Annotated in this window: 25 protein-coding genes; 15 read left to right on the forward strand and 10 right to left on the reverse strand. The window is 56.5% G+C overall.

The window, feature by feature from the left end; translation table 11 throughout:
• Positions 1 to 26 precede the first annotated feature (26 nt).
• The 3 genes from CLV83_RS06100 to CLV83_RS06110 all read right to left on the reverse strand — a co-directional run bounded on the left by CLV83_RS06100 (position 27) and on the right by CLV83_RS06110 (position 4,762).
• Positions 27 to 977 carry a DUF5655 domain-containing protein gene (locus tag CLV83_RS06100; protein WP_132288948.1) on the reverse strand — a complete coding sequence of 317 codons (951 nt, stop codon included), beginning with the start codon at positions 975 to 977 and terminating at the stop codon, positions 27 to 29.
• Positions 978 to 1,103: 126 nt separating this feature from the next.
• The gene (locus CLV83_RS06105) at positions 1,104 to 2,462 is read right to left on the reverse strand and encodes a restriction endonuclease subunit S (RefSeq protein WP_132288951.1); all 1,359 of its coding nucleotides are present in this window, start codon (positions 2,460 to 2,462) and stop codon (positions 1,104 to 1,106) included.
• Complete coding sequence (locus tag CLV83_RS06110) at positions 2,459 to 4,762, reverse strand: type I restriction-modification system subunit M (RefSeq protein ID WP_132288954.1); 2,304 nt, start codon at positions 4,760 to 4,762, stop codon at positions 2,459 to 2,461. The genes CLV83_RS06105 and CLV83_RS06110 overlap by 4 nt, the downstream gene beginning before the upstream one ends.
• 326 nt (positions 4,763 to 5,088) lie before the next feature.
• Here CLV83_RS06110 and CLV83_RS06115 point away from each other — a divergent pair, with 326 nt between their 5' ends.
• From CLV83_RS06115 to CLV83_RS22680, 6 genes are read left to right on the forward strand one after another with little or no spacing between them, the layout of a single operon-like run.
• Positions 5,089 to 5,775 carry a hypothetical protein gene (locus CLV83_RS06115; protein WP_132288957.1) on the forward strand — a complete coding sequence of 229 codons (687 nt, stop codon included), beginning with the start codon at positions 5,089 to 5,091 and terminating at the stop codon, positions 5,773 to 5,775.
• Between the two features lie 34 nt (positions 5,776 to 5,809).
• Complete coding sequence (locus CLV83_RS06120; protein ID WP_132288960.1) at positions 5,810 to 6,139, forward strand: hypothetical protein; 330 nt, start codon at positions 5,810 to 5,812, stop codon at positions 6,137 to 6,139.
• A complete protein-coding gene (locus CLV83_RS06125; protein ID WP_132288963.1) occupies positions 6,132 to 6,815 on the forward strand; it encodes a hypothetical protein in 684 nt (227 codons plus the stop codon). The genes CLV83_RS06120 and CLV83_RS06125 overlap by 8 nt, the downstream gene beginning before the upstream one ends.
• Positions 6,816 to 6,873: 58 nt before the next feature.
• Positions 6,874 to 7,143 carry a ParE family toxin-like protein gene (locus tag CLV83_RS06130; RefSeq protein WP_132288966.1) on the forward strand — a complete coding sequence of 90 codons (270 nt, stop codon included), beginning with the start codon at positions 6,874 to 6,876 and terminating at the stop codon, positions 7,141 to 7,143.
• A gap of 35 nt (positions 7,144 to 7,178) precedes the next feature.
• Positions 7,179 to 7,676, forward strand: a complete 498-nt coding sequence (locus tag CLV83_RS06135; protein ID WP_207894740.1) for a glycine-rich domain-containing protein — start codon at positions 7,179 to 7,181, stop codon at positions 7,674 to 7,676.
• Between the two features lie 15 nt (positions 7,677 to 7,691).
• Complete coding sequence (locus CLV83_RS22680) at positions 7,692 to 7,826, forward strand: alpha-amylase (RefSeq protein WP_207894741.1); 135 nt, start codon at positions 7,692 to 7,694, stop codon at positions 7,824 to 7,826.
• 471 nt (positions 7,827 to 8,297) lie between these two features.
• Here the strand turns inward: CLV83_RS22680 and CLV83_RS06140 are convergent, their stop codons facing one another.
• A complete protein-coding gene (locus CLV83_RS06140) occupies positions 8,298 to 9,179 on the reverse strand; it encodes a LysR family transcriptional regulator (RefSeq protein ID WP_132288969.1) in 882 nt (293 codons plus the stop codon).
• A gap of 144 nt (positions 9,180 to 9,323) precedes the next feature.
• Between CLV83_RS06140 and CLV83_RS06145 the strand changes: the two genes are divergently transcribed.
• Positions 9,324 to 10,049 (forward strand): sulfite exporter TauE/SafE family protein, encoded by a 726-nt coding sequence (locus tag CLV83_RS06145; protein ID WP_132288972.1) that lies wholly within the window; start codon positions 9,324 to 9,326, stop codon positions 10,047 to 10,049.
• Here CLV83_RS06145 and CLV83_RS06150 read toward each other — a convergent pair.
• The 4 genes from CLV83_RS06150 to CLV83_RS06165 all read right to left on the reverse strand — a co-directional run bounded on the left by CLV83_RS06150 (position 10,046) and on the right by CLV83_RS06165 (position 14,896).
• A complete protein-coding gene (locus tag CLV83_RS06150) occupies positions 10,046 to 10,960 on the reverse strand; it encodes a DMT family transporter (RefSeq protein ID WP_243642289.1) in 915 nt (304 codons plus the stop codon). The two genes, CLV83_RS06145 and CLV83_RS06150, sit on opposite strands and share 4 nt — an antisense overlap.
• A 155-nt stretch (positions 10,961 to 11,115) precedes the next feature.
• A complete protein-coding gene (locus CLV83_RS06155) occupies positions 11,116 to 11,628 on the reverse strand; it encodes a DUF934 domain-containing protein (protein ID WP_132288975.1) in 513 nt (170 codons plus the stop codon).
• On the reverse strand, positions 11,625 to 13,355 hold the full coding sequence (locus CLV83_RS06160; RefSeq protein ID WP_132288978.1) for a nitrite/sulfite reductase: 1,731 nt from the start codon (positions 13,353 to 13,355) through the stop codon (positions 11,625 to 11,627). Before CLV83_RS06160 ends, CLV83_RS06155 begins: the two co-directional genes overlap by 4 nt.
• 137 nt (positions 13,356 to 13,492) lie before the next feature.
• On the reverse strand, positions 13,493 to 14,896 hold the full coding sequence (locus CLV83_RS06165) for an aminotransferase-like domain-containing protein (protein WP_132288981.1): 1,404 nt from the start codon (positions 14,894 to 14,896) through the stop codon (positions 13,493 to 13,495).
• Positions 14,897 to 15,025: 129 nt separating this feature from the next.
• Here CLV83_RS06165 and ccoG point away from each other — a divergent pair, with 129 nt between their 5' ends.
• The 3 genes from ccoG to cydB are packed head-to-tail and all read left to right on the forward strand — an operon-like array spanning position 15,026 to position 18,806.
• On the forward strand, positions 15,026 to 16,384 hold the full coding sequence (gene ccoG / locus CLV83_RS06170) for a cytochrome c oxidase accessory protein CcoG (protein ID WP_132288984.1): 1,359 nt from the start codon (positions 15,026 to 15,028) through the stop codon (positions 16,382 to 16,384).
• Positions 16,385 to 16,401: 17 nt separating this feature from the next.
• Complete coding sequence (locus CLV83_RS06175; protein WP_132288987.1) at positions 16,402 to 17,799, forward strand: cytochrome ubiquinol oxidase subunit I; 1,398 nt, start codon at positions 16,402 to 16,404, stop codon at positions 17,797 to 17,799.
• 2 nt (positions 17,800 to 17,801) lie between these two features.
• Positions 17,802 to 18,806 carry a cytochrome d ubiquinol oxidase subunit II gene (gene cydB / locus CLV83_RS06180; RefSeq protein WP_132288990.1) on the forward strand — a complete coding sequence of 335 codons (1,005 nt, stop codon included), beginning with the start codon at positions 17,802 to 17,804 and terminating at the stop codon, positions 18,804 to 18,806.
• Between the two features lie 149 nt (positions 18,807 to 18,955).
• On the opposite strand, the gene CLV83_RS06185 is transcribed toward cydB, so the two are convergent.
• Positions 18,956 to 19,807, reverse strand: a complete 852-nt coding sequence (locus CLV83_RS06185; RefSeq protein ID WP_104001707.1) for a thymidylate synthase — start codon at positions 19,805 to 19,807, stop codon at positions 18,956 to 18,958.
• Positions 19,808 to 19,820: 13 nt separating this feature from the next.
• The gene (locus CLV83_RS06190; RefSeq protein ID WP_207894744.1) at positions 19,821 to 21,221 is read right to left on the reverse strand and encodes an aminotransferase-like domain-containing protein; all 1,401 of its coding nucleotides are present in this window, start codon (positions 21,219 to 21,221) and stop codon (positions 19,821 to 19,823) included.
• Between the two features lie 370 nt (positions 21,222 to 21,591).
• Here CLV83_RS06190 and CLV83_RS06195 point away from each other — a divergent pair, with 370 nt between their 5' ends.
• The 5 genes from CLV83_RS06195 to CLV83_RS06215 are packed head-to-tail and all read left to right on the forward strand — an operon-like array spanning position 21,592 to position 25,752.
• On the forward strand, positions 21,592 to 22,074 hold the full coding sequence (locus CLV83_RS06195; protein ID WP_104001706.1) for an MSMEG_0572/Sll0783 family nitrogen starvation response protein: 483 nt from the start codon (positions 21,592 to 21,594) through the stop codon (positions 22,072 to 22,074).
• Between the two features lie 14 nt (positions 22,075 to 22,088).
• Positions 22,089 to 23,099 carry a Nit6803 family nitrilase gene (locus CLV83_RS06200; protein ID WP_132288993.1) on the forward strand — a complete coding sequence of 337 codons (1,011 nt, stop codon included), beginning with the start codon at positions 22,089 to 22,091 and terminating at the stop codon, positions 23,097 to 23,099.
• A complete protein-coding gene (locus CLV83_RS06205) occupies positions 23,056 to 24,156 on the forward strand; it encodes an MSMEG_0568 family radical SAM protein (RefSeq protein ID WP_132288996.1) in 1,101 nt (366 codons plus the stop codon). The genes CLV83_RS06200 and CLV83_RS06205 overlap by 44 nt, the downstream gene beginning before the upstream one ends.
• A 16-nt stretch (positions 24,157 to 24,172) precedes the next feature.
• Positions 24,173 to 24,772 carry an MSMEG_0567/Sll0786 family nitrogen starvation N-acetyltransferase gene (locus tag CLV83_RS06210; RefSeq protein WP_132288999.1) on the forward strand — a complete coding sequence of 200 codons (600 nt, stop codon included), beginning with the start codon at positions 24,173 to 24,175 and terminating at the stop codon, positions 24,770 to 24,772.
• Complete coding sequence (locus CLV83_RS06215; protein WP_132289002.1) at positions 24,769 to 25,752, forward strand: sll0787 family AIR synthase-like protein; 984 nt, start codon at positions 24,769 to 24,771, stop codon at positions 25,750 to 25,752. The genes CLV83_RS06210 and CLV83_RS06215 overlap by 4 nt, the downstream gene beginning before the upstream one ends.
• Positions 25,753 to 25,778: the final 26 nt, after the last annotated feature.

Genomic DNA, 25,778 nt, shown 5'->3' on the forward strand with positions numbered 1-25,778 from the left:
AGTGTCCCTACTCCGCGTCTATTCCGTTAATTAGCCTGATAGCTCTTTTGGATCAGTGCAAAGGTTTTTTCCAAATCGACGTCACTGCGCACGTTCAGCTCCAGGTTGCCCGTACCCCAATGGCCGATCGCAGTCACATCACGGCTGTAGCCCTCCTGCAGTTCGATCTCAGCGGGATTGAGCTTGAGATAAAGCTGCAAGCGCGGGTCCTTGTGCCCGGGCATCACCACAATACTGAGGAAGTTCTTGATGCGCTTGAACGCGGCATATAGCTTAAGATCCTTGCGCTGCACCTCATCGCCCAGGCCGCTGGCATACTCGCACACCTGGTTGTAGAGGCTTAGCAGCTCGGCGGAGGATTCAGCCAGGCGCTCTTCATGGGTTTTATCAGTGGGCTTGTTTTTGTTCGCGCTGGCGGATGTTTTGGCACCATCGAGCGGCGTCGTATGCGACTTGGTAGACGCTGCATCGGCGGTCTGTACATTCACCAGTTCCAGCAGCAACAGATCCTTGCCAAAGTAGCGGTAACGCATCAGCTCAATATTACGATTGATCTGCTGCACCGCATGTTCATCGAAGCGGTTGAAGTCAGCAGCGATACAGATCAGCCGTGTACCGTTCCACTCAATCGCTTCCGTCAGATCCTTATCCAGCTGCTTCATCACCAGCAACTGAAACTCCGCCTGGTGATCCAGCAACCAGTCAAGATAGAACAACCCCTGATTGATCACATTCTCGTTGCTGTTCCGCTTGTACTCGATAATCACCGGGCAGTTGTTTTCATCCAGCCCCAGCGAATCGATGCGCCCCTTATGGGTCTTGCCCGTGCTGTACTCGCTGGCAAGGAAGCGAACGCCAAGAAAAGTCTCCATCTGGCTTTCGATCTGGTTTTGCAGATCCTTCTCCAGCAGTGCGCTGCTGCCTGCCAGTTCGGTGGCTGTGTCGGCACCGATGGAAAAGAGTTTGATATCGCTCATACTGCGGCTTCCTTGCTGGCTTGGGGTTATTCAGGCTTCCAGTTGCGCGCATCCAAGACGCACAGGTATGTGCTAATACCGCGAGCGCATGGATGCGCAGGAGCGGTTCTTGCCGAGCAATACCGACTAAGCAGCATCCGTATCACCGACTTTGAAGTTACGGACGTCTATCTTGCCTGTGACGGCGGCGGAAATTAGAGCTGTACGGCGCTCTTGAAGTAATTCAATTTGCTTCACGGAGAACTCTTGAACACGATCTAATTTGTCCAATTGTTCCCTCAGGTGATCCAGGATAGCTATCCGTTCGTCCTTGGGCGGTATGACAAGGGGCGTTTCTTTTATATTTGACGAAGATATAGAGGCCAAATTCGTGCTCTGCTTGGCAACTGTGTAGAAATAAAATTTTGCGTATTCTGAACGTGTATTAATCGTAAGCCATTCGGGTTCGATATCCCTTGGACGTATAGCAAAGACATGATTCTGGTGTATACAGGGTGATATCTCCCCCCGCCAAATAGCGCCCCTGCCCAGCTTGTCGTTATCTCCACCCTCGTTCATTAGGACGTCACCTGTCTTTAAAAGGTAGCGATCCAAATCACTAGGCTCAATCTTTAAATTGTGGACGTCATCGAGTTTGAGATAGCCATCTTGAACATTTGCTACACGCAACATGGGTACTTCGATAGCAACCTTATCACTTAAGTCTTTCCCTTTTGGGATACCCGACTGTAACGTCGCCGTATGTTTAAGGCGCCTCACAGTCCAATGCTCAGGCACTTCCCCCAACCACTCCACACCTGAATCTTTCATCGGCGCATCGGGGTTGAGGCCCTTGGTGACGGCATGACTTATCACCGCCTGACGCTTCTCTTTCAGCAGCTTTATCAATTGCTGCTGTTTTTCGATCAGGGTGTCGATCTTGGCGGTTTCGTGGTCGAGGAATTCCGCAATTTTTTCCTGCTCACTGATAGTAGGAACAGCTAATTCTAAGTTTGAAAACTCGGAATATCTGAACTCGGTAGATCGTTCCCTAATGCCCTTGGCAAGAGAGGTAATAAAATCCGTAACGGCCAACTGTCTAACAAGATAGCCGTAATAAGGCATATGAATTTTTATACGCGCTACGCAAACCGAACATACGGGCGAGCACTTTCCATCTGAATCGCTAACGCCTATAGCCCCAGCGAAACCATCCATCGCATGGATAAGTAGATCACCTTTCCTTACGCCTTGATACCCAATTTCCTTAATTGATTCTGTAAAACCATCGACCCTACGATTTACTCGTAGAGTTACTTGGCCGTCTCTGAATGCCGTTACAACACCATCGTTTTTTCGAACTGGCCGTTGTTTACGAGTAAATATATAACGCGATCTAACCAGCTGCCAATGAATAGGCATCTTACCGAGCCAACCGATACCGGAGTCTTTATAGTCAGAGTAGCTCTGGTACCTATTATTTGAAGAAGATGTATCTATCTTCATGAATGAACCTCCTGTAGAAGGCTCATGATATCAGCACTCACCTTATCCAAATCCGCATCAATCTCTTCCAAACTACGCGGCGGCTGGTAGACGTAAAAATGCCGATTAAACGGAATCTCATAGCCAACGATCCCGATCTCACCATCCTTGTCATCACGCTTGTTCGCGTCGATCCAGGCGTCGGGTACATGGGGCGCCACTTCGCGGTCGAAATAAGCTTCGATCAGTGCTTCCACCCGTTTTGACGGATCCAGCGGTACGTTTTCGTTATCGCGCAGGTCGCCATCGGGCTGGTATTCGACCACAGCAGGCTTACCGTTAACGGTGGCTTCAAAAGCTCCGTACTTCGGCTGGGCTTCCTCTTTCAGTACCTTCTTGATTACCCGCGCTGCTTGGGGGTTCTTCCAGGTGATGGCGTCCAGCAGCTGCTTTTTCTGTTTGGCGTCCAGCTTGATGGCCGTGGCCTTCAGCGCCTTTTTCAGCTCATCTTCAAACTGGTTAAAGTCATCGCACTGGCCAGAGACGATAGCACCCTCGCCCATCTGCTGTGCCAGTTGATCGCACAGTTGTTTTGCTGCATCCAGCAGTGCTTTCTGTTCGCGCCAGAGTTTGGCACTGAGCAGGTCCTTGATCTGTTTCTCCTTGAGTTCAGGGAAGCTGGCTTTCATCTCTACCCTGATCTCTTTCTCGAACGCTGCCAGCTCACCATAAGTGGCATCGCTCCACTGCTGGCCGAATTGCTCCCAGATCCACTGCATCGGTGCATTAAAGGGTTTGGGCGCAAAGCGCAGTGCTTCCAGGCGCGTATCATCCATCTGCACCGACAGGCGCAGCGGACGCTCGATGGTGAGGCGGCGGTAGCCGAAGTCGGTGGTATTGAAGATCTTGGTCAGCGGCTGGCCGTTGGTCGGGTCGGTGGCGCTGGCTTCATCAAAGGCACCGAATTCGCGGGTGATGGTGCGAATATCATCTTCGGTCAGGTATTTGCGCTTGGAGCCCAGCGACTTGCGCATCTTGCTGGAAAGGTTCACGCCGTTGATCAGCTGCACCTTGCCTTTGCGCTCGGCGGGCTTCTTGTTGGAGAGCACCCAGATATAGGTGGCGATACCCGTGTTGTAGAACATATCGGTGGGCAGCGCGACGATGGTTTCCAGCAGGTCGGTTTCCAGAATATAACGGCGGATCTCGCTCTCGCCGCTACCGGCGCCGCCGGTAAACAGTGGCGAGCCATTGAGGATGATACCGATACGGCCACCGCCTTCGATGGAGTCACCATCGGAGGGTGTGCGGTCACGCAGCTTGCTGATCAGGTGCATCAGGAACAGCAGCGAGCCATCGGATACACGCGGCAGACCTGGCCCAAAGCGGCCGTCGTAGCCCTTGATTGTGTGCTCATCCTTGATTTCGCCTTCGACCTTTTTCCAGTCCACACCGAACGGCGGGTTGGAGAGCATGTAGTCAAATTTGTCGGCGTAGAGCTGGTCGTTGGAGAGGGTGTTGCCCAGCTTGATGTTATTGACCTCCTGCCCCTTGATCAGCATATCCGCCTTGCAGATCGCGTAGGACTCGGGGTTCAACTCCTGACCGTAGGCGCGGATCACGGCGTTGTTGTTCATCTGAACCACATACTCCATGCCGCTGGAGAGGAAGCCGCCCGTACCCGCTGTGGGGTCGTATACGGTGCGGATGATCCCCTCTTTGGTCAGAGCTGCGTCATCCTCCATAAACACCAGCGAGGTGGTCAGGTGGACGATATCACGCGGGGTGAAGTGCTCACCCGCTGTCTCATTGGAGCTTTCCGCGAAGCGGCGGATCAGCTCTTCAAACACCAGTCCCATCTCGTGGTTGGAAAGGCGCTCTGGGCTGAGGTCGGTATCCTTGAACTTCTGCACCACCTTAAAGAGCAGGTTTACGTCGTTCAGCTGGCCGATAAATTCGTCGAACTTGAAGTATTCAAAGATCTCCCGCGCATCACGGGAGAAACACTGCACGTAGTTCTCCAGGTTATCCTTGATACCCGTCTCGCCAAGGGTCGCCAGCGTCATCGGTGAGGTATTAAAGAACGCCTGCTTGGTGGCCCGAAGCACCATCTTCTCGGCTGCATCTTCAGGCAGCCCCATGCCTTTGACCTTCTCATGAGCGGCCAGCACCGCTGCTTTGTCAGCCTCAAGTACACACTCAAGACGGCGCAGCAGCGTAAACGGCAGGATCACACGCCCATACTGACTCTGCTTGAAATCACCACGAAGAAGATCCGCCACAGACCAGATAAACGCGGCGGTTTGAGAGAAGTTTTCCATGGAAGTAATTGCCTAATCCATTAAGGCGGGCGTATGTAAGGATGAAGGATCGCCCGCGTAATTCTGTTTGGAAATCAGTGTACTACATTGGGCTCTTTCTCGGCATCGCCAACCGTTTAGATGATGCTTAACGTTTTTATTGAACTGCGATGGCGCTCACTCATAGAGAGTTCGACGCTGCTTTCTCAGTTCAGTCATTGGACGTTCGGGCTCCGTGTCAGGACTTGAAACAGCCTCCAGTTCTAATCCTTTTGTCCAACGTAGGAACATAGAAAAGCTAATCCAAAACGCGCTAATATTGCGACACAAAACACAAGGGATACAGAATGGATTCAAGGACGAAGCAGCCCGTTAAGGCTCAGATTTCGAAATTTCTTATTGCCGCTGACTGGCGTCTTAGCCGAGCCTTACATTGGTGTTTTACCACTATCTGTTTTCTAGGGTTGTTGGCTCTTGGCGGAGTCAGCCTGACAAACTGTTACATGAGAATCTTTGAGTATCAGGATGCCTGGTACGACCTCTCTTTAGCGGAATGGGTGTTTTTTCTTCTCGCCATAGCTCTGACCACACGGCTTGTTTTCATAGCAAAACGAGGGACGGCACGCTGGTGGCATAGCCCGGTCGCTTTTCTCAAATTAATGGGGACTTTTTCGGTTATCGAAGCGGTAATTATCAGCTTTGCTGTAGCAATCGATTACTTCAATGCGAATGACTCCTCATTGTCTGCATATTTTACGTTCGACGAGCTACATGGCGATAAGGTGCTGCTGGGCCTGGTCCTAATCTCACTCTACATGTCGACCCCGCCGGTTCCGCGTGCCAAGGGAGCAGCTAACGAAGTCGAAGTAGAGAAGGACGCAGAGGACAAAGAGACAGAAGTCGAAGTAGAGGAAGAGGTAGAAAAAACGAAATCAGCGCAAACAGAAACAGAGGTCGAAGCGGAAGACGTGAAAGATGCTAAAGCCTCCAACGACCCATGGATGAAAGACACCCCCTATTCCAGCACCAACTGATTGCTTAATCAGTCCGCTTAGCAAGGATGTACGCATGAAAAAGCAAACCTTGATTCCGCTCGCTTTTGTGGCACTTTTTGTGAGCCAAGAATCAGAGGCACAAAATCAGTTTTCCCTGGTTGAAAGCTGCGGAGAGCTTATCGGTATCTATAAATCACACACGGAAAAGCGTCTATTAGCGGCACAAACGACTTCACTTGCCGAAAGCCTTCGTGCCGGGTATTGCATAGGCGTTCTCGAGGAGAATGCCCGCAAGAACAGGTACTGTCGTCGCTCCTGGTTCGAACGGGCCTCGCTTATCGCTCAAGTTAAAGACTGGAATGGTTTTTCAGAAGAAGAGCTTCTGGAGCGTAGCTGTGACTGATAAAAACGATGGCATTCTGCTCGCCGATGCCATCCAGAAACTTTTCGGCATCAAGTTAGCAAAGCATAAAAAGTTCAAGGAGCAGATGGAGTCGTTGATGCGTAGCGGCTTGATCGAATACAGAAAGGCCCCTATCGAGTTCACCGCGTCTTCCCGCAACCACAAGCTCATCGATCGGCAACAGCTGACCAAACTTCACAATGCAGTCCTGCTCCACGCGTTTTTTCCGATGCCGAAGGTGATCACAGATATCTTCTCGGATCATTCCAAACGCCTTGAACAGGCAAATGTGATCTCGCTTTTGCTCACAGGCCGGAATTCAGTTGCCGGTATCGGGCTGTTACGACAAGAGGTCCTTAGATTTCTCGAGGCTCTCAAGTCCGATCAGGACTTAACGGTCACAAGGTTGCCGAACCCTTTTCAAGAGTTACCCCAGCTATCTTTCGGCGGTATCAGTAACGTCATGCAGGCACTCCTACTGCAAAGTGCAGCACTGTCGGATGCCGATAGCATGATCGCCCACTTTCTGAACGATGACCTTGGACAAGCCTACCGGCTTGCTTTAGAAATCGAGTCCGACCAGGAAATTGTGAACTTGTACAAGCAAAGGATTATCGAGGCCCACAATGCCGCGTCAGACTTCGACAATTTTCTCGATGATATTTTCAACCAATAAACCTTTTTAGTGCATTGCACTTGCCCAGACTGGCTCTATCACAACCAAGGAGCCAGTCATGAACAGCGTCAAATCTTTACTGATATCAACCCGCTTCCCGATTCCTCCCTGCCATCAAAAGCGCGCCCGATACATAGAAAAAGCGATCGCTGAGGGCGCTCCCTTCGCTTCGTTGGGTGGACAACGAATCGCGGCCTGCCCCTCGCTTGTGCGTTTCCGCCTAGGCCGCCAGTGGCGTCTCATCTTCCGTGAAGAACACAACACGCTTGTTCCTCATCGATTGATTTCTCGACAGGCATTTGATGCCGAGCTGAACCGAAGGCGCTAATCCGAGCGCATCAATCACTAGATGGAGAACACGCTATGAATGCGATGGTTAAAGCTACAAACACTGCTGAATCCTTGCACCCGCTCGTCGCGGCTATTGATTTCGAACGTTTGAAATACAAAAACACAGCGAGCCGTGAAGCGGAAATGGCCCCTGATGAATGGGACCGCGCGCAACTGGAATACCAACGCTTCCTGTCTCTGAAAATGCTGTATCCGCAGGAGGTGCTTGTACCGAGCAAGCAGGTAGATGCGATATGGCACGCCCATATCCTGGATACGCGTGCTTACCGCGCAGACTGTGAACGTCTATTTGGACGTTTTATCGATCATTACCCGTACTTTGGCATCTACGGTGATGACGACTACCAAGCGCTGCAAGACGCTTTCGAAAACACCTGCACGCTCTACGAACGCCATTTCGGCAAATTGCCGCATGACATGGAAGAGCAAGCTCAAGCTGCACGCTGCGCTGACCATGCATGCCACGTACCCAGCAGCTGCGCATGCCGTGTGCCTGGCGCCTGTAACTAATCAAGGAGTATGAAGATGACCAAGAAAATCCGCCCGCAGGACAACTCATCCAATATCAAAAACCCTAACAAAGGAACGCCTGGAACCAATCGCCAACGTGACCAAAACCAAGGCAACCGTGGTAAGCAATTGAACCCCAATAAGAAATAATTTACCCGTTAAAGCCGGCCCGTTTGGGCCGGCTTTTTCCATAACCTGATTCTATTAATTTGGCTACGTACCAGACAATGAAAGCTCTCTTCGAATTCTCCGCTTGAGGGCTGTTCATCGGGGGCAGTACAGTAAGGTCAAAGCTCCCGCCGACTCAGCGCGAAAGAGCCCAAAGGTATCCGCTTCCTCAACCCTGGCATCATGGACAAGCAGAGGGCGAGCACCCGCCACCGCATCTGGCAACAAATTATCTAAGAACTACTGCACCTAGGTCGTTAACGGACTTAATCTCTTTAACCATGGCCAGCTCCAGACTAACCGAGCGGTTATTTTTATCTCTGCGAGGCTGGGTAACACCGAAATACTAACCGTTCGTTTAGTTTGGCAAGGTTTGTTTCGTCTCCTCTTGTCTGGCCCAGCGTTGGACAGACAACCGATTCTCCAAAGGTTAGCTGGTCTGTTGTGCGTTTATTAGCTTCTGAGCTTTAACAGCTCCTGCCAAAGCGCACTGGCTTCCCGGCTTAATGGATGCTCATTCAACCTGATCAGGTAGATCGGCACCTCACTCTCCGACGGGAAGTTTTCTATCCGCAGCTGGATAAGCTCTCCGGATGCCAGCTCCTGCTCGACCATATGGGCCGGAATCCGCGCCCACCCCATTTCAGCGAGCAGCAGCGCCTTCTTCATCTGGTAGTCAGTGACGTACCAGAGATGGCCACCGGGAATGACGTTCAGGTGATCGAAGGGCGACTGAGAGCCACTGTCGGTGATCAGGATATGAGGCCGCGACCTCAGTACTGACTGGGGCACTTCATCCCCGCTTAGATCAGGTAAAAAGCCAGGTGCTGCAACGGTCACCATCTGTACGCGCGATATCTCTGCAAACTCATATCTTTGATCCAGCCCACGGTGCGGGCCGATGGCGATTTCAGCGGTTTCCAGGTGCAGCTGTTCCAGCACACCCGACAGGTGCTCCGTCTGGATATGCAGGCGCAGCTCTGGATGATCGCTGCAAAATTGCCGAATGATATCCAGCCCCGGCGGCAGCGAGCACATGGCAGTCAGCGCGATCGACAGCGTAGGCGCTGGATCTGTCGCCAGGCGGTGGCCAAGCTGCTCCAGCTCATCAGCCTGGGACATCAGCTTGCGCGCCTGATGGTAGAAGGTCTTGCCTTCACTGGTCAGTTGCGGGCGGTAGTGGCTGCGATCAAACAGCTGCAGGTCGAACTCCTCCTCCAGCACCCGCACCGAGGCACTAACGCTGGACTGTGTCTTAAACAGATGGCTGGCCGCCGCACGGAAGCTGCCCCACTCCACCACGGCGATAAACGCCCTTAACTGCTCGTTGGTCATGCTTCCCCCATCGCTTTCTACCCGGCCCAAGCGCTAACCGACCGAACATGATCGGATTAGACGATCATATTAACAAAAACATAGCGTTATCTTTGAATCATTCAGAGGCTTAAGCTAAGCACCTGAATTGATTAAGGAGAAGCGATGGACATAGCGTTAGTGTGCCTGCTTGCAGCAGGCCTGATTACCGGATTTTCAAAATTTTCCATTGGCGGGATGGGGGCGCTGATACTGCCGATTCTTCTGATCGCCTTTCCTGGCCCCGAGGTACTGGCGATCACCCTGCCCATGTATATCCTCACCGATATTCTCGCCGCGGGAACCTACCGAAAGAACATTGACTGGAGCGTGCTGGCGCGACTTGTTCCCCTGTGCGCTGTCGGCATCGCCGTCGGAGCCTGGCTGCTTTCCGGGCTGTCCAACGGTCATTTCAAGCTCCTGCTCGGCTGCCTCATCCTGGGTATGCTGATACTGGGAATCCTGCTGGACCTGCGCGATACAACCTTTATGAAGCTACCCATCGTAGGGCACCTGATGGGCGCGATCACCGGGTTCATAAGCATGACAGCGAACTCAGCCGGGCCGCTGGTCAGCCTCTACCTGATGGAACAAAAGCTGAGTAAGGAAAGCTATATAGCGACGCGGGCCTGGAGCTTTTTCCTGATCAACTTGTTCAAGGTGCCCTTCTTCCTACATCTCGGACTGCTGCACAAAGAAACCCTGTGGTTTGGAGTACAAGCGCTGCCGGGACTCGCCGTGGGAGGCTTTCTCGGATACTGGCTACTGCGTCGTCTGGAGTTCAAGCAGATAAAGTGGTTGATCCGCGGTATGTCTACGCTGGCGGCGGTTCAACTCTTTGGATTCGGTTAAGGCTGAGAGGCTGCCGGATCAACAGCGGGGCTTTTTCTGCGCCACATAAGGAAAAGCCCGGAACTGACGATCACCGCGCTGCCGAGCCAGAATGAAGGGTTCAGCGGCTCTTCAAAGACGAAGAAACCGAGCGCCACACCAAACAGAAGCCTTGAGTATCTGAACGGAGTGACCGTTGAGACTTCGCCAGTACGCATCGCCTTCATCAGTGCCATATAGGCGATAACGCCAAAGAAAATCGTGCCCAGCACAGCCAGGCTGGTCGGCGCATCGGGAATGACAAACCGGGTCCCGCTCCATAGCGATACCACCACGCCGGCAATGATAATCGCGATAAACCCGTAAAACCCAAGTGCAAAGGTGCTGAAGGATACCGGTGCCGCTCTGCTGGCCAGATCACGCCCGGCAAAGCCGATCAGTCCGACCACCGCAAGCAGCGAAAGCAGCGAAAAGTCATCACCACTGGGACGCAGAATAATCAGCACGCCGATGAGACCGATGGCAATCGCCAGCCACTTAAGCAGGCTGACCCGCTCGCCAAAAAGCAGCGCAGCACCCAGCACGACTACAACGGGCGTTGCCTGCAGAATAGCGGTGGTAGCCGACAGCGGTGTTAGCGCCAGGGCGAGAAAGTAAAACATGCGACCGATCACCTCGGAGATCATCCTCACCCGCATGACCGGCGATTTTACCGCCGCGAAAACAGGCTCTTTGCGCCAAAGCAGCCCGAGCCAGAAAACCAGCGCGCCGCCGATACCAAACAGCAACATCACCTGCCCGCTCTCGATAGCCTGGGCAGCCTCCTTGAACAGGGCATCTTCGAGCGCGAAACAGGCCATTGCCATCGTCATCCAGAGAATGCCTACCAGGTTAGCGCGCCCATGGGTTTGTATCTGTGAGGGTTTAGTCAAAACATCTTCCTTCAAGGGCGAGCTCAACGATTGAGCGTAAATAGCAGCTGCCGGACGCCATGTTAGCAGGAGCCGGCGCATCAGTCGGTTAATTCAAAGAGACGCCGCTCTTGAAAGCTCACCTTATGATTACCAGCTCATGTCACGCACTCACATTACGAACCTGGGCCGCGTCTCCTGAAAAGAGGCTCGGGGTTCGCTGCGGATCCCGCGTAGATCAGATCGAAACCTTCCAGCCCCTTGAGCGCATCGGCGACCGATTTGTCTTCACGTACCACAAAGGAACTGAAACCACAGTGGCGCATCAGCGCCAGCTGGTCACGCAACACATCGCCAACCGCTCTCAGGTCGCCTTTGAATTTGTAACGGGTTCTCAGCAGGTTGGCCTGGCTGTATGCACGACCATCACGAAAGCTGGGGAACTGCAGCGCGATCAGAGGAATCCTGTCGATCCAGGGGAACACCTCTTCCAGCTCATCGTCCGGCCCCAAAAGCACGCCGCAGCTATCCGTTTCCTCCCCTTCGACCAGCACCCGCTTTTTCCAGCGCTCCAGCGACAAAATCGCTTTGCCACCCGTTGCCCGCTCCTGTTCATCGTCAACCAGCACCCAGTCGTCATCGACCAGGTGGGTGGCAACTCCATCGATCATACCAAGGGTGTTATTCATGCGCTGACCTCCGCCTTGACCGGGTTTTGCTGGGATTGTTGGTCGCCTTTCTGGCCGTCATTCAGGTTATCGTTCTGGCGATAAACGCCCTCCTTGAACGGTTCGAGCCCGATGCGCCGCACCGTGTCCACGAACCGCTCCTCCAATTCGCGGTAATTGAGGTAAACGGAGAGCAGTCGATCGATCGCCTCCGGCACCTCCTCTGCGCGGAATGCCCGGCCCAGCACCTTGCCGATGGCGCTCTCTTTGCCCTGGGAGCCGCCAATGGTGATCTGGAAGAACTCCTCCCCCTTTTTGTCGACGCCGAGGATACCGATATTGCCGATATGGTGGTGGCCACAGGCGTTCACGCAGCCGGAGATATTCAGACTCAGCCCGCCCAGATCATGCAGGAAATCGAGATCATCGAAACGCTGTTGGATGGCACGCGCCACCGGCAGAGATCGGGTGCTGGCCAACGAGCAGTAATCGCCACCCGGGCAGGAGATCACATCGCTCAACAACCCCACGTTAGGCGTTGCCAGGTTATTTGCCTGCAGGGCTTTCCAGAGTAGGTAGAGGTCGCGTTTGCGGATATCGGGCAGCACCAGGTTCTGCTCATGTGCCACTCGGATCTCACCGAAACCATACTTGTCGGCAAGGTCCGCCACGGTGCGCATCTGCTCACCGGTGACATCTCCCGGCGGGGCCGCCGCGCCCGGTTTGGTTGATAGCACCACCGAGGCGTAGCCCGGCACCTTGTGCGCCTGGGTGTTGTTCTGCGCCCATACGGCAAAGGCGGCATCCCGCGCCAGCCAGGCGCCATATTCCGGATCCAGCGCATCGATGCGCTCATACGCTGGCGGCGCAAAACCCCTCGCCACGCGGTCATATTCCTCGTTGGTCAGCTCCGCGACACCATCGCGAATCTGCTCCCACTCCCGCTCCACCTCTTTGGCAAAGGTTTCGACCCCGAGGGCTTTAACCAGAATCTTGATACGCGCCTTGTACTTGTTATCGCGGCGGCCGTAGCGGTTATAGACCCGCAGCACCGCCTCGACATAAGTCAGCAGGTGCTGCCAGGGCAGACCTTCACGCACGGTTTCATTCAGAATCGGCGTGCGGCCCAAACCGCCACCCACCATCACCTTCAGCAGCATTTCACCGCTTTCGCCGCGGTATAGATAGAGGCCGATATCGTGCGAACGCACTGCCGCCCGGTCGGAATCGGACGAGGAGATCGCGATCTTGAACTTACGCGGCAGGAACAGAAACTCCGGGTTTACCGTGGACCACTGGCGCATGATCTCGGCCAGCGGGCGCGGGTCAATCAGCTCGTCCCCGGCGACACCGGCAAAGGCTTCCGTGGTGATATTGCGCACACAGTTACCGGAGGTCTGGATCGCGTGCATATCGCTATTGGCGAGCACCTGCAGGATATCGGGCACCTGCTCCAGCTCAACCCAGTTGAACTGAATATTCTGCCGCGTGGTGAAATGGCCATAGCCGCGGTCGTACTCGTCGGCAATCCTGGCCAGCGTGCGCAACTGATCGGACGCCAGGGTGCCGTATGGAATGGCGACCCTGAGCATATAGGCATGACGCTGCAGGTAGACACCGTTCTGCAAGCGTAGCGGCAGAAACTCCTCCTCGCTCAACGCGCCACTGAGGCGGCGTGAAACCTGATCGCGGAACTGTTCGACCCGCGCCTGCACCAGGGCGCGGTCATAGGAATCGTAGTGGTACACCTGATCTTCCCCCTGAAAGTTGGTGGTCAGGCTGGCAGACTACCGGCGGGGACAGATAAGGATCAGGCTCAAAATATTAAATATGAATGGGTACAGTTTTAAATAGGTGCAGTCATAAACAGGTACAGTGATAAGTCTCAGATCTGCAGCAGTTCTGGCAAGCGCCTCAGCGCCCGGGTTCGGGAGGCGTTCCATGGATGAGCAAAACTGATGCGCAGACAGTTGGCGAACTGCCCGGACACCGAGAATAGCGGACCCGGCGTAATAACCACGCCCTGCTCAAGCCCCTCGCCATAGGCCGCCAGCGTATCCACATGTTCGGGTAGCTCAACCCAAACGGCCAGGCCGCCCTGGGGCGCCGTCACGCGCACCTCGCCCGGCCAGGCATGGAGCTCTGCGATCAGCTGGTCGCGATTACCACGCAGCTCATTGCGCTGCCGGCGCAGGTGCGCACTAAAACCGCCATCGGCCATGAACTCGGCAACACCCTGCTGAAGATAACGGCTGCTGGCCAGCTGGGTGACCAGCTTCAGGTGCTGAATGCGATCATGCCAGCGCGCCCCGGACACCCACCCCAGACGCAGGTCCCGCGACAGACACTTGGAGAAGGAACTGCACAGAATGACGCGGTTATCGCTATCCAGTGCTTTGAGTGGATCCGGCGCCGAACCCTGAGCGGTATCGGCGTAGATATCATCCTCGATCACGGCCAGGTTATGGCGCTCTGCCAATGCCAGCAGCCGCTGCTTCGACGCCAGCGGCATCAACGCACCACCAGGCGTGCCAAACGCCGGTGAGACGATGCAGGCCCTGACCTTCCAGCGCTCCAGCACCTCTTCCAGGGCATCGATATCAATGCCGCTTTCCACCGAGGTGGGCACCTCGACAACACGCAGGTCGAGTTGCTCCAGCAGTTGCAGCACGCCATAAAAGCCGGGAGATTCGACAGCGACCACATCACCGCGCTCACAGCAGGCCATCAGCGCCAGAAACAACGCATGCTGGCAGCCAGAGGTAATACAGAGCTGCTCCGGTGAAACACTCCAGCCGCGCCGTGCGGCATGCAGCGCAAGCTGCTCGCGCAGTTGGCGATCCCCGGCCGGTTCATCGTAGTACTGATAGTCTTCACCCTTCTGACGCCGCAGCGAACGACCGATGGAGCGGTTCAGCGCCACGATGCCGGGCGGCAGATCGCCACTGTTCAGATCCGGCAGCAGATCAAACGCGGCACTGCGCCGCATGATATCCAGCAGTAGATCACTGACACTGACGGGGCGCGGCGCTTCGATACGGGCGCGGCTCAGCGGCTTTTTTACACCGTCAGGCTGCAGCGCGACAAAATAGCCCGCCTTGGGACGCGCCTCCAGCAGCCCCTGAGCCTCCAGCCGTTGCAGCGCATGCTGCACGGTAGCCTTGGACAACCCCTGCTCCTGACACAGGGTGCGAATCGAAGGCAGGCGCTCCCCCAGGCGCCAGCGCTGCTCCAAAATCCCCTGTAGCAACCAGTTCTCCAGTTGCTGGTAGCGATACTCAGATTCCATCTCGCTCTCTGCTTTCCAGTTTGTGGCTTCGCTTAATCTGTACCGATTAAGTTTAATTTATTTATACCTGAACCTATTAAACGCACAAGCGTAATCTGGGCCCAGTTAAAAAAGCTGGGATGTACCGCAATGGAAAAGATACCCGTCGTTCAAGATTACACGCCGCCCTTTGCCCGAGATGGCAAGTTTCACGTCCGCCTCACCAAAGGCCGCTTTCAGAATCTGCGCCGACTCAGCAGTTGGCCGATGCTCGCTCTGTTCTTTGGCCTGGTATGGGTGCAGGTGGATGGGCAACCCTGGCTGATGTTCTCGTTCGCGCAGCGCAAGCTGATCCTGTTCGGTAATGCGCTCTCCTGGCATGACCTGCCACTGCTGGCCGGGCTGATGATCGCCGGTGCCTGCCTGCTGTTTTTTCTCGCCGTCGCCTGGGGGCGTGTCTGGTGTGGCTTTGCCTGTCCGCAGAGTATCTGGACCTGGCTGTTTATCCGTATCGAGGATCTGACCGAGGGGCGCGCCAGCGTCAGGGCCCGCGCCGAAAACAAAGCGATGAACGCAGAGCGATTGCTACGCCGCAGTGCCAAGCACCTGCTCTGGATCGTTCTCGCCACCCTAACCGCGCTCACCTTTACCGGCTATTTCATCCCTATCCGTGAACTGGTCGGTAGTGCTCTGCAGCTTGAGATGGGCACCGGCGTTGCCGGCTGGCTGGTGATCATGGCCGGGCTGACCTACGCCAATGCCGGCCTGGTGCGTGAGAAAATCTGCCTGCACGCCTGCCCCTATTCCCGCTTTCAGGGGGTGATGTTCGATCGCGATACCCGCACGGTCAGCTACGATACCGCCCGCGGCGAGCCCCGCGCCAACCGGCGCAACGCCGATGCCAACAGTGGCGACTGCATCGACTGCGGCCTTTGCGTTCAGGTCTGCCCCACCGGTATCGATATTCGTGACGGCCTGCAAGCGGCCTGCATCGACTGCGCTGCCTGCATCGATGCCTGCGATACGGTGATGAGCAAACTGAACCGCCCCACCGGGCTGATCCGCTTTGCCTCCGAAGCCCAGCTTGAACACAAGCACTCACCGCTGCTGCGCCCGCGACTGGCCGGATATGCTGCGGTGATGCTCACAGCCTGCAGCGCCGTCGTTTACGGCTTTACCGGCACCACCGATCTGCTGGTGGAGATCCGCCGCGATCGTGGCGCACTCTTCACCCAGCTGGATGAGCACCATATCTGCAACAACTACCGCATCAAGGTTGAGGGCTTTGATCTCTCTGACTCGCTGGTGCGTATCTCGGTTAATGGAGAGGGTCAGTTTGAACTCTTCGGCCCTGCAGAAATCGACCTTAATGAAAGCAACGCCACCTGGCTGCCTTACCGGGTCTGCAATCAGGAAGGCCTGCCAGCAAGAACAGAACTGACATTTCACTTTGAAGGCACCCAGGTTCACGCCTCAAAAGAGACAACCTTCCTGGCTAAAACGATCTAGGCGATCAAGGAGTCACCGTGCACGACACTGCGTTATTGCTGGCACGGATCCAGTTTGGGTTCACCGTGTCTTTCCATATCATTTTTCCCGCCATCACCATCGGGCTGGCCAGTTACCTGGCGGTACTGGAAGGGTGCTGGCTGCGCACGCGTAACCCGGTATTCAAGCAGCTCTACCACTTCTGGAGCCGAATATTCGCGCTCAACTTCGGCATGGGCGTGGTATCCGGTGTGGTCATGGCCTACGAGTTCGGCACCAACTGGAGCGGGTTCTCCTCTTTTGCTGGCAGTATCACCGGCCCACTGCTCGCTTACGAGGTGCTCACCGCCTTCTTCGTAGAGGCGGGCTTTCTCGGCGTGATGCTGTTTGGCTGGAACAAGGTGGGCGAGAAAATACACTTCTTTGCCACCATCATGGTCGCCATCGGCACGCTGATCTCCACCACCTGGATACTGGCATCCAACTCCTGGATGCACACCCCCGCCGGCTACGAAATCGTTGACGGCGCAGTGGTACCTACCGACTGGCTCGCGATCATCTTCAACCCGTCGTTTCCTTATCGTCTCGTGCATATGGGCCTGGCTGCGTTTCTCTGCACCGCACTGTTGGTCGGCGCTAGCGCCGCCTGGCACCTGCTCAAGGGGCGGGACTCCGCAGCGATCCGCACCATGCTGGCGATGTCGATCATCATGCTGGCGGTCACTACGCCGTTGCAGATCATCGCCGGCGACGCCCATGGCCTGAATACACTGGAGCACCAACCGGCCAAAGTGGCGGCCATGGAGGGGCATTGGCGCAATGAAGGCGAAGGTGAAGGCGTACCACTACTGCTCTTTGGCTGGCCCGACAACGAAGCGGAAACCACTCACTATGCGTTCGGTATTCCGCGCCTTGGCAGCCTGATACTGACCCATAGCTGGGACGGCACCTTCAAGGGATTATCGGAGTTTCCGGCGGACGAGCGACCCAATGCAACCGCCGTATTCTGGACGTTCCGGGTCATGGTGGGCCTGGGTATGCTGATGCTGGTGCTTGGCCTCTGGGGCAGCTGGGCCCTGTGGCGGCGTAAGCTTTTTGGCAACCCTTATCTACTGCGCTTTGCCCTGCTGATGGGACCCTCCGGGCTTATCGCGCTGCTGGCGGGTTGGTTTACCACCGAGCTGGGGCGCCAGCCCTGGGTTGTTTATGGCGTGCTGAAAACCGCCGATGCCGCCAGCCCTCATCAGGTGAATGAGCTCACTATCACCCTGGTGCTTTTCGTGCTGGTTTATGTGCTGATCTTCGGTACCGGTATCCGCTATATGCTTAGCCTGATAAGGAAAGGGCCTGATCACAGCGACGAGGATGACGATAGCGACACCACGCTGTCCACTGTGCGCCGGCCGAACATCTCTGACGCTAACCGGGGGGAATAACCATGGGTGTCGATACCGCTGTAATCTGGGCCGTCATCATCCTGATTGGCATCATGCTCTATGTCATCGCTGATGGCTTTGATCTGGGCGTGGGCCTGCTGTTTCCCTTTGTCTCATCCGACGATGACCGTGATCGGATGATGGCCAGTGTGGCGCCGATCTGGGATGGCAACGAGACCTGGCTGGTCATGGGCGGCGCTGCGTTGATGGCGGCCTTTCCCTTGGCCTACGCCGTGGTGCTCAGCGCCCTTTACCTGCCGATTGTGTTTATGCTGATCGGCTTGATACTGCGTGGGGTCGCCTTCGAAGCACGGGCGAAATCCAGCGATAAAAGCCGTCACCTCTGGGACAAGGCATTTTTCGGTGGTTCGCTGCTGGCGAGCTTATCCCAGGGCGTCATCCTTGGTGCCTATATGAGTGGCATCGAGATGGCCAATGGCCAGTTCGCGGGCGGCGCCTGGGACTGGTTCAGCCCCTTCGCTCTATTCTGCGGCGTGGCGCTGACGGCCGCCTACGCACTGCTGGGCAGCACCTGGCTGATCATGAAAACGGATGACATCCTGCAGAACATCATGCGCAGGCTGACCAAGCCGCTGGTCTGGATGTTGCTGCTGTTTATGCTGGTGATTTCCGTATGGACGCCGCTGGCTCACGAGGCGATTGCCGAGCGCTGGTTCAGCACGCCAAACCTGTTCTGGCTTGCGCCCTTGCCGATACTGACGCTGGTCGCCTGTGTACTGCTGCTGCGTTCGGTAGCTCATGGCGAGAGTGCACCGTTCGTGATGACGCTGCTGGTGATGATGCTGGGCTTCCTCGGCTTGGGGATCAGCCTCTGGCCCAACGTGATACCGCCTTCGGTGAGCATCTGGGAGGCTTCTTCTCCCGCGTCCAGTCAGGGTTTCGCACTGGTCGGCGCCCTGGTGACCATACCGATCATCCTGATGTACAGCGCCTGGTCCTACTATGTGTTCCGCGGCAAGGTGAGTGCTGAAGACGCGTATCACTGATGGATATCACTGATATGCTGAAATCAAAAAGCCTGCATCAACTGCTGTGACTGGTGGCGATCTGGAGCGCCAGTGTCAGTGTCACCTATCTGGCGGCACTGATACTGCGGGCCCTGATCCCTTCGGCCTGATGTTTAAACCCAAACCTTTTAAACCGAAAACGGATAAGCGATCGGCGGATGACTCTGGTAACCCTCGACCTTGAAATCGTCGAGGGTGACCCAGTTTTCGAGATCATCCAGGGTGCGGATATCCGGATTGATCTCGAGGCTGGGTAGCGGGAAGGGTTCCCGTTTGAGCTGCACATCGCGCAGCAACTCCAGCTGGTCCTCATAGATATGCGCATTGACGATCTTGTGAAAGGCGGTACCCGGCTTATGGCCGGTGATCTGCGCGATCAGTCGCAACAGCGCAAACACCTGCACCTGATTGAAGTTCAGACCCAGCGGCACATCGCAGGAGCGCTGATAGGAGGTCAGATAAAGCGTGTCGCCGAGTAGCGAGAAGGTATGGGTGTGCATGCAGGGTCGCAGGCAACCGAGATGAAACTCACCGGGGTTATAGAAGCTCAGGATCTCGCCACGGTCGTCTATGCCCCGTTTCAGATTACCTACCAGCTTGGCCAGCTGGTCGACCTCTTTTCCCTCAGGCGTGCGCCAGTGACGCCCCTGAACACCATAAACCCGCCCCATATCGTCCGCCCCTTTACGGCAGGGGTTCGCCAGCCAGTCGGCATTCTCGTTGGAATTGGCATCCCAGGTTTTGGTACCCAGCTTGCGAAAGTCGGCGGCATTGTCATAACCGCGGATATAACCGAGCAGCTCTGCGATGGCCGCTTTCCAGTAGCTTTTACGGGTCGTGATCAGCGGCAGCTCATTGGCGGCTACGTTATAGCTGAGATCCGCGTTAATCAGTGTCAGACAGCGCTTGCCGGTGCGCTGATTGGTCACCCATTCGCCTTCATCGATGATGCGTCGACATAAATCCAGGTACTGTTTCATCAGGCGCTCCGGTTCAGGTTGTCAGTGATGACAGGTAGGCGGGCTGATCGATAAGGTCGGCCACATGCTGTAGCCCCTCTTCCCATATGTCGCGACTGATCGGACCACCAAAGCATAGCCGCAGTGCGTCCGGCGGGTTGTTATCGGTGCTGAATGCTGCGCTCGATACCGCACTGACGCCGTGACCCCGCAATTGAACGGCCAGTTCCGAGGGGTTCCAGTTCGATGCCTTCGGCAGTTTCAGCCAGAGATGAAAGGCCCCTTTGGCCGAGGCGATACGCTGGCGCCCCAGGTATTGTTCGGCCAGTTTCAGCCGTGCGATCGCTTCGTTGCGGATCGCCTTGCGCATCGCCTCAGCGGTACCATCCAGAATCCAGCTGCTCACCAGCTCATCCACCAGCGGACTCGACATCACATAGAGCGCGCGCATGGCGCCGGCAAAGCGCTGCGCCTGACGGCGCGAAGGTGCATGCACAAACGCAGAACGCAGCCCAGGCCCAAAGCACTTGGCCGTACCCATGATGTAGTAGGTCAGCTCCGGCGCCAGGTCGGCGATCGGGGTCTCCGGTTCTTCGCTCAGCAAGGTGTAGGCGTCATCTTCAATGATCGGAATGCTGTAGCGCAGCGCCACATCTGCCAGCGCCTCGCGCCGGCTCTGAGGAATCGTCGTGGTGGTCGGGTTTTGAATGGTCGGGTTAAGATACAGCACGGCCACGTTACCCTGCTTGCACACCTCCTCAAACGGACGCACCAGCGGGCCATCGGCATCGCGCTCCAGTGAGTGCAGGGTCAGCCCCAGCTGCGCAGCGATCGCTTTAATGCCGGGATAGGCCAGGCTTTCGACGCATACAAGCTTACCGGGATCGACCAGTTTGGTGAGCAGCCCCACCAACGCGCTATGAATACCGGGACAGACCAGCACCTGCTCAGGCACCGCACGACTCAATCGCTGATCCAGCCATTTAAGCGCCGCCTCTTTCGAACGTGGCGAGCCGCCAAACGCCTGATAGCGCAGCATCGAGTACAGATCATGTTGCGCCATCACCGAAATCGCGGTGTCACGCACCTGCTCCACCAGCGTCGGAATCGACGGCTCGATCATCAGGTTCATGGTCATCTCATAGTCACCTCGGCTGGGCTGAACGCTAACCGTCCTTCCCTTCACAAAGGTGCCAGAGCCGGGATGAGAGTCGATCAATCCCCGTGCCCGAGCTTCGTTGTAGGCTCGCGCCGCCGTGGTGTAGTTGATACCGACAGCCGAGGCCAGATCACGCAGGGTGGGTAGCCGATCCCTTGCCTGGAGGCGCCCACTATCAACGTCCTCTTCTATCAGATCGGCAATCAGGCGATAAGCAGGCGTCCCTTTCTCTGATTCCAACCGATGGCGCCAACGCTGAAGCTCGTGTGTACTCATTAATGCAATCAACTCTTCTCTATAAATCGGATAGTTGCAACCAGGCATTCTACTCCATTTGTTATATCGAAAATATCTACCGACAATAACCAATTGATTGGATTGAGCGCCCCAACAGAGAGCATATAGAGACTTAACGCACTAATACTGCACAATCAAGCGCTTAAATTAGAAAATATGCATAATATACAAAACTCATGCATCTGAATTTTTATCCGATTTTTGAGTTAGACACCAATCATTGATTGCATATTGATTGCAATCATACCCAAATCAATTGGCATATCGATTGCTCCATTCTGATTGCACAAAATCAAACGCGACTTTGCTTTTGGTTCAACTCAAGACAAAAAAGATGGAGTAACAGACTATGCCAACCGTAACCCAGCCACAGCACAAAGCCGGTGATTTCTTCGTCGATTACGAAGAGAAAGTGTTTGAAGATGTTCAGGCGAAACCTGGCGAAAAAGCGCTGGTGACCTTCCATACCGTTGCCTTTGAAGGCTCCATCGGCCTGGTCAACATGCTTCAGGCCACCCGCCTGCAGCGCAAAGGCTACGAGACTTCCATTCTGCTTTACGGACCCGGCGTTACCCTGGGTCTTCAGCGTGGCTTCCCCACCATCGGTGATGAAGCGTTCCCGGGTCATCAGAACTACGCCAACCAGCTGAAGAAGTTCATGGCGGAAGGCGGCAAGGTGTACGCCTGCCGCTTTGCCCTGCAGGCGCTCTATGGCCACGGCGAGCCGTCTCTGGTTGAGGGGATCCGCCCGATCAATCCGCTGGATGTGATGGACCTGAAACTCCTGCACATGCGCGACAACGCGGTCATCCTCGATACCTGGACCCTGTAAGGAGCGTAGCGGCCATGACCACCTCTAAAGTGGTACGGGCCGCTGCCGTTCAGATCGCTCCGGATCTTCGGAGCGCGAACGGCACGCTGGCCAACGTACTGAATGCAATGGATGAAGCGGCAGCGAAAGGCGTCGAATTGATCGTCTTTCCGGAGACCTTTGTCCCCTACTATCCCTACTTCTCTTTTGTTTACCCCGCCGTGGCCTGCGGCGCCGAGCACCTGCGCCTCTATGAAGAAGCGGTTGTGGTGCCGGGGCCGATCTCCGACGCGGTAGCCGAGCGTGCCCGCAAGCACGCCATGGTGGTCGTGCTTGGCGTGAACGAGCGTGATCATGGCAGCCTCTACAACACCCAGCTGATCTTTAACGCTGACGGCAAACTGCTGCTTAAGCGCCGCAAGATCACGCCCACCTACCATGAGCGCATGATCTGGGGTCAGGGCGACGCCGCCGGCCTTAAGGTTGCCGATACCGCCGTCGGCAGGGTCGGTGCTCTGGCCTGTTGGGAGCACTACAACCCGCTGGCCCGCTATGCACTGATGGCCCAGCACGAGCAGATCCATTGCAGCCAGTTCCCCGGCTCACTGGTCGGCCCCGTGTTTACCGATCAGATCGAAGCGACCATTCGCCACCACGCGCTGGAGTCCGGCTGTTTCGTGGTCAACTCCACCGGCTGGCTGCATGACGAACAGATCGAGTCGATCACCCCGGATGAGAAGCTGCAGCAAGCCCTGCGTGATGGCTGCAACACAGCCATTATCTCGCCGGAGGGCAAGCACTTGGCGACGCCACTGACCGAGGGTGAAGGGATGGTGATTGCCGATCTCGATTTCAGCCTCATTACCAAACGCAAGCGGATGATGGATTCCGTGGGCCATTACGCCCGCCCTGAGCTGCTGAGCCTGGCGATCAACGACGAGCCCGCCCGCTATAGCCGTCCACTTGCCCCCACTGCGGATGAAAGCCTCCAAGGAGCCGATGATGAGCCTAAGCAAGTCAACCCAGCGCCAGCATTTGATTACTGAGCTGCAGACCCGCGGCCTGCGCCTGAACAGTGCCGATCAGGACCATGTCAGCCGCCGTGGCGGTGCCGGCCCTTCCGATCATCAGGCGGTGACCATCGATGCCACCACGCTGATGGTACCGATCTATACCCAGTCGGCCTGGCGCTCCCCTTTTGCAGTGGAGTCTGACGAGAGCGGCCACCGATTGGTCGAGAATGCGATTCCGCTGGCGGATATCACCTTTGCCGAGACACCGCGTTTTTACGACCGCAGCACCGAGGACGGCATCCCCTACTCGCAGATCGCCACGCTGCACAGCAAGGACGTGCTGGCCACCACCGTGCTGCAAACCTGTATCCGCTATGAGAGCCGGCGCAAGGCGTGCAAGTTCTGCTCGATCGGTCAGTCGCTGCAGGCGGGTCGCACCATCGCCCGCAAAACACCGCAGCAACTGGCTGAAGTGGCAAAAGCCGCGGTTGAGCTTGATGGCGTGCAGCACATGGTGATGACGACCGGGACGCCTGCGACCGCGGATCGTGGTGCCGCCATTCTTTGCGACAGTGCGCAGGCGATCCGCGCGGCGGTGGATCTGCCACTCCAGGCCCAGTGCGAACCGCCCAATGATCCCATCTGGTATCAGCGCATGAAGGATGCCGGTATCGACACCCTCGGTATGCATCTGGAGGTGGTAACCCCTGAGCTGCGCAAGGAGCTGATGCCAGGTAAGGCGGAGGTTTCCATCGAGGAGTATCTGCTTGCCTTTCGCGATGCGGTTGCAGTCTTTGGTCGTGGCCAGGTCAGCACCTACATCCTGGCGGGCCTTGGGGATAGCAAGGAGGCGATTCTTGAGATCTGCGAGCAGCTGATCGAGATCGGCGTTTACCCCTTCGTGGTGCCGTTCGTGCCGATCACCGGTACGCCGCTGGAGGATCTGACACCGCCGGGCAGCGAGTTTATGGAGTCGATCCTGGCGCCTCTCGGCAAACGCCTGCAGCTGGCGAGCATGCGCTCCAGCGATATCAAGGCGGGCTGCGGCCGCTGTGGAGCCTGCTCCACCCTATCCGAGTACGAACACTGAGTGCGAGGGTTTCGTTATGACCAGTAAAAACCGCCATCCGGCCTACTCCGAATACACCATTAAATGGGCCAGCCTCGATTGGGAGGCCAACGAGGCCTACGCCCTGCGCCGACGCGTGTTCTGCGACGAGCAGTCGCTGTTTGAACAGGACGACCGGGATCTAACCGACCAATCGGCACAACTGCTGGTGGCGTTAGGCGGTCACGGCGGCTGGCATGAGCAGGTGGTGGGCACCGTGCGCATCCATGAAGAGGAGCCGGGAATCTGGTACGGCTCACGTCTGGCTGTTGATCCGGCGTTTCGTACCCAGGGCTATCTCGGGGCCACGCTGATCAAGCTGGCGGTTTCCAGTGCCCATGCACTGGGTTGTCGCTGCTTTCTGGCGCGGGTGCAGTCGCAGAACGAAACCCTGTTCCGTCGCCTGCACTGGGCCCGCATCGGCGAAGAGAGCGTGCGTGGGCTGCCCCACGTCATCATGCAGGCGGAGCTGGATCACTACCCACCCTGCCATACCCCCTTTGGCGGTTTCGTGCTGCGCGGTCGTAACCGCCGCTCAACGGCGGAGATTGCACCGGGACTGCTCGAGCTGGCCAGCGCCCTGGAGACAGGCGCATGAGCATTGAGCTGCGCACGCTGATTGAACAGGTCAGTCAGTACGCCGGTATCGCCCACAAAGAGGATATCGCCCGGCTGGCTCCACAACTGCCCCCCCTGCCGCAAGGCTGGCACCCCAACGGCGATGACGCGGCCGCGATTCCCGGGCCCGAGGGTTACTCGCTGCTGGCAATGGAGGGGTTTCTCAATGCCTTTGTTGAACAGGACCCCTGGTTTGCCGGCTGGTGTGGCGTAATGGTCAATATCAGCGATATCGCCGCCATGGGTGGTCGGCCGTTGGCGGTGGTCAACGCGCTGTGGAATCGGGATGTCGATCACGCCCAGCAGATTTTCGCCGGCATGAGTGCCGCTGCCGAGACATTCGGCGTACCGATTATCGGCGGCCACACCAACCTGCGTGCTAATCAAGCGCAACTCGCCGTCTCCATTCTCGGTCATGCGAAACAGCTGCTCAGTGCGTTTGCGGCACAACCTGGGCAGGTGCTGGTCGCCGCCATCGACCATCGGGGTGCCTTCCGTGCGCCCTACCTAAACTGGAACGCCGCCACGCAGGCGCCGGCCCAACGCCTGCGCGACGATATCGCGCTACTACCCGAAATCGCCGAGCAAGGGCTTGCCAGCGCCGCCAAGGATATCAGCCAGGCGGGACTGATCGGCACCGCGCTGATGCTGCTGGAAAGCTCTGGCGTGGGCGCCCGTATCGATCTGGATGCGATCGAAAAACCTGAAGGCGTCAGCTGGGCCGACTGGCTCTGCGCCTTTCCAAGCTTTGGCTACCTGCTGACGACAGATCAGGCGTCACTGCCGGCGCTGCTGGCGCAATTCCACAGCCGTGATATCAGCGCCTCAGCCATCGGCACGATCACCGACGACCAACAGCTCTGGGTGACGCATGACGCGCAAAAGGTGCAGGTACGCGACCTTGGCAGCCAACCGCTGATGGGGTTTCACCCAGAGACCGACACGGCCTCAGCGCGCTGACAACGCCTCAGACCCAGCCTTTAACA

The organism is Marinobacterium mangrovicola, from assembly GCF_004339595.1.
Classification (GTDB): Bacteria; Pseudomonadota; Gammaproteobacteria; order Pseudomonadales; family Balneatricaceae; genus Marinobacterium_D; species Marinobacterium_D mangrovicola.

What these genes read in the sequence shown, in the direction of transcription:
- CLV83_RS06100 (WP_132288948.1), bottom strand. Translation starts at nt 977, where the DNA reads ATGAGCGATATCAAACTCTTTTCCATCGGTGCCGACACAGCCACCGAA.
- CLV83_RS06105 (WP_132288951.1), bottom strand. Translation starts at nt 2,462, where the DNA reads ATGAAGATAGATACATCTTCTTCAAATAATAGGTACCAGAGCTACTCT.
- CLV83_RS06110 (WP_132288954.1), bottom strand. Translation starts at nt 4,762, where the DNA reads ATGGAAAACTTCTCTCAAACCGCCGCGTTTATCTGGTCTGTGGCGGAT.
- CLV83_RS06115 (WP_132288957.1), top strand. Translation starts at nt 5,089, where the DNA reads ATGGATTCAAGGACGAAGCAGCCCGTTAAGGCTCAGATTTCGAAATTT.
- CLV83_RS06120 (WP_132288960.1), top strand. Translation starts at nt 5,810, where the DNA reads ATGAAAAAGCAAACCTTGATTCCGCTCGCTTTTGTGGCACTTTTTGTG.
- CLV83_RS06130 (WP_132288966.1), top strand. Translation starts at nt 6,874, where the DNA reads ATGAACAGCGTCAAATCTTTACTGATATCAACCCGCTTCCCGATTCCT.
- CLV83_RS06135 (WP_207894740.1), top strand. Translation starts at nt 7,179, where the DNA reads ATGAATGCGATGGTTAAAGCTACAAACACTGCTGAATCCTTGCACCCG.
- CLV83_RS22680 (WP_207894741.1), top strand. Translation starts at nt 7,692, where the DNA reads ATGACCAAGAAAATCCGCCCGCAGGACAACTCATCCAATATCAAAAAC.
- CLV83_RS06140 (WP_132288969.1), bottom strand. Translation starts at nt 9,179, where the DNA reads ATGACCAACGAGCAGTTAAGGGCGTTTATCGCCGTGGTGGAGTGGGGC.
- CLV83_RS06145 (WP_132288972.1), top strand. Translation starts at nt 9,324, where the DNA reads ATGGACATAGCGTTAGTGTGCCTGCTTGCAGCAGGCCTGATTACCGGA.
- CLV83_RS06155 (WP_132288975.1), bottom strand. Translation starts at nt 11,628, where the DNA reads ATGAATAACACCCTTGGTATGATCGATGGAGTTGCCACCCACCTGGTC.
- CLV83_RS06165 (WP_132288981.1), bottom strand. Translation starts at nt 14,896, where the DNA reads ATGGAATCTGAGTATCGCTACCAGCAACTGGAGAACTGGTTGCTACAG.
- ccoG (WP_132288984.1), top strand. Translation starts at nt 15,026, where the DNA reads ATGGAAAAGATACCCGTCGTTCAAGATTACACGCCGCCCTTTGCCCGA.
- cydB (WP_132288990.1), top strand. Translation starts at nt 17,802, where the DNA reads ATGGGTGTCGATACCGCTGTAATCTGGGCCGTCATCATCCTGATTGGC.
- CLV83_RS06185 (WP_104001707.1), bottom strand. Translation starts at nt 19,807, where the DNA reads ATGAAACAGTACCTGGATTTATGTCGACGCATCATCGATGAAGGCGAA.
- CLV83_RS06190 (WP_207894744.1), bottom strand. Translation starts at nt 21,221, where the DNA reads ATGAGTACACACGAGCTTCAGCGTTGGCGCCATCGGTTGGAATCAGAG.
- CLV83_RS06195 (WP_104001706.1), top strand. Translation starts at nt 21,592, where the DNA reads ATGCCAACCGTAACCCAGCCACAGCACAAAGCCGGTGATTTCTTCGTC.
- CLV83_RS06200 (WP_132288993.1), top strand. Translation starts at nt 22,089, where the DNA reads ATGACCACCTCTAAAGTGGTACGGGCCGCTGCCGTTCAGATCGCTCCG.
- CLV83_RS06205 (WP_132288996.1), top strand. Translation starts at nt 23,056, where the DNA reads ATGAGCCTAAGCAAGTCAACCCAGCGCCAGCATTTGATTACTGAGCTG.
- CLV83_RS06210 (WP_132288999.1), top strand. Translation starts at nt 24,173, where the DNA reads ATGACCAGTAAAAACCGCCATCCGGCCTACTCCGAATACACCATTAAA.
- CLV83_RS06215 (WP_132289002.1), top strand. Translation starts at nt 24,769, where the DNA reads ATGAGCATTGAGCTGCGCACGCTGATTGAACAGGTCAGTCAGTACGCC.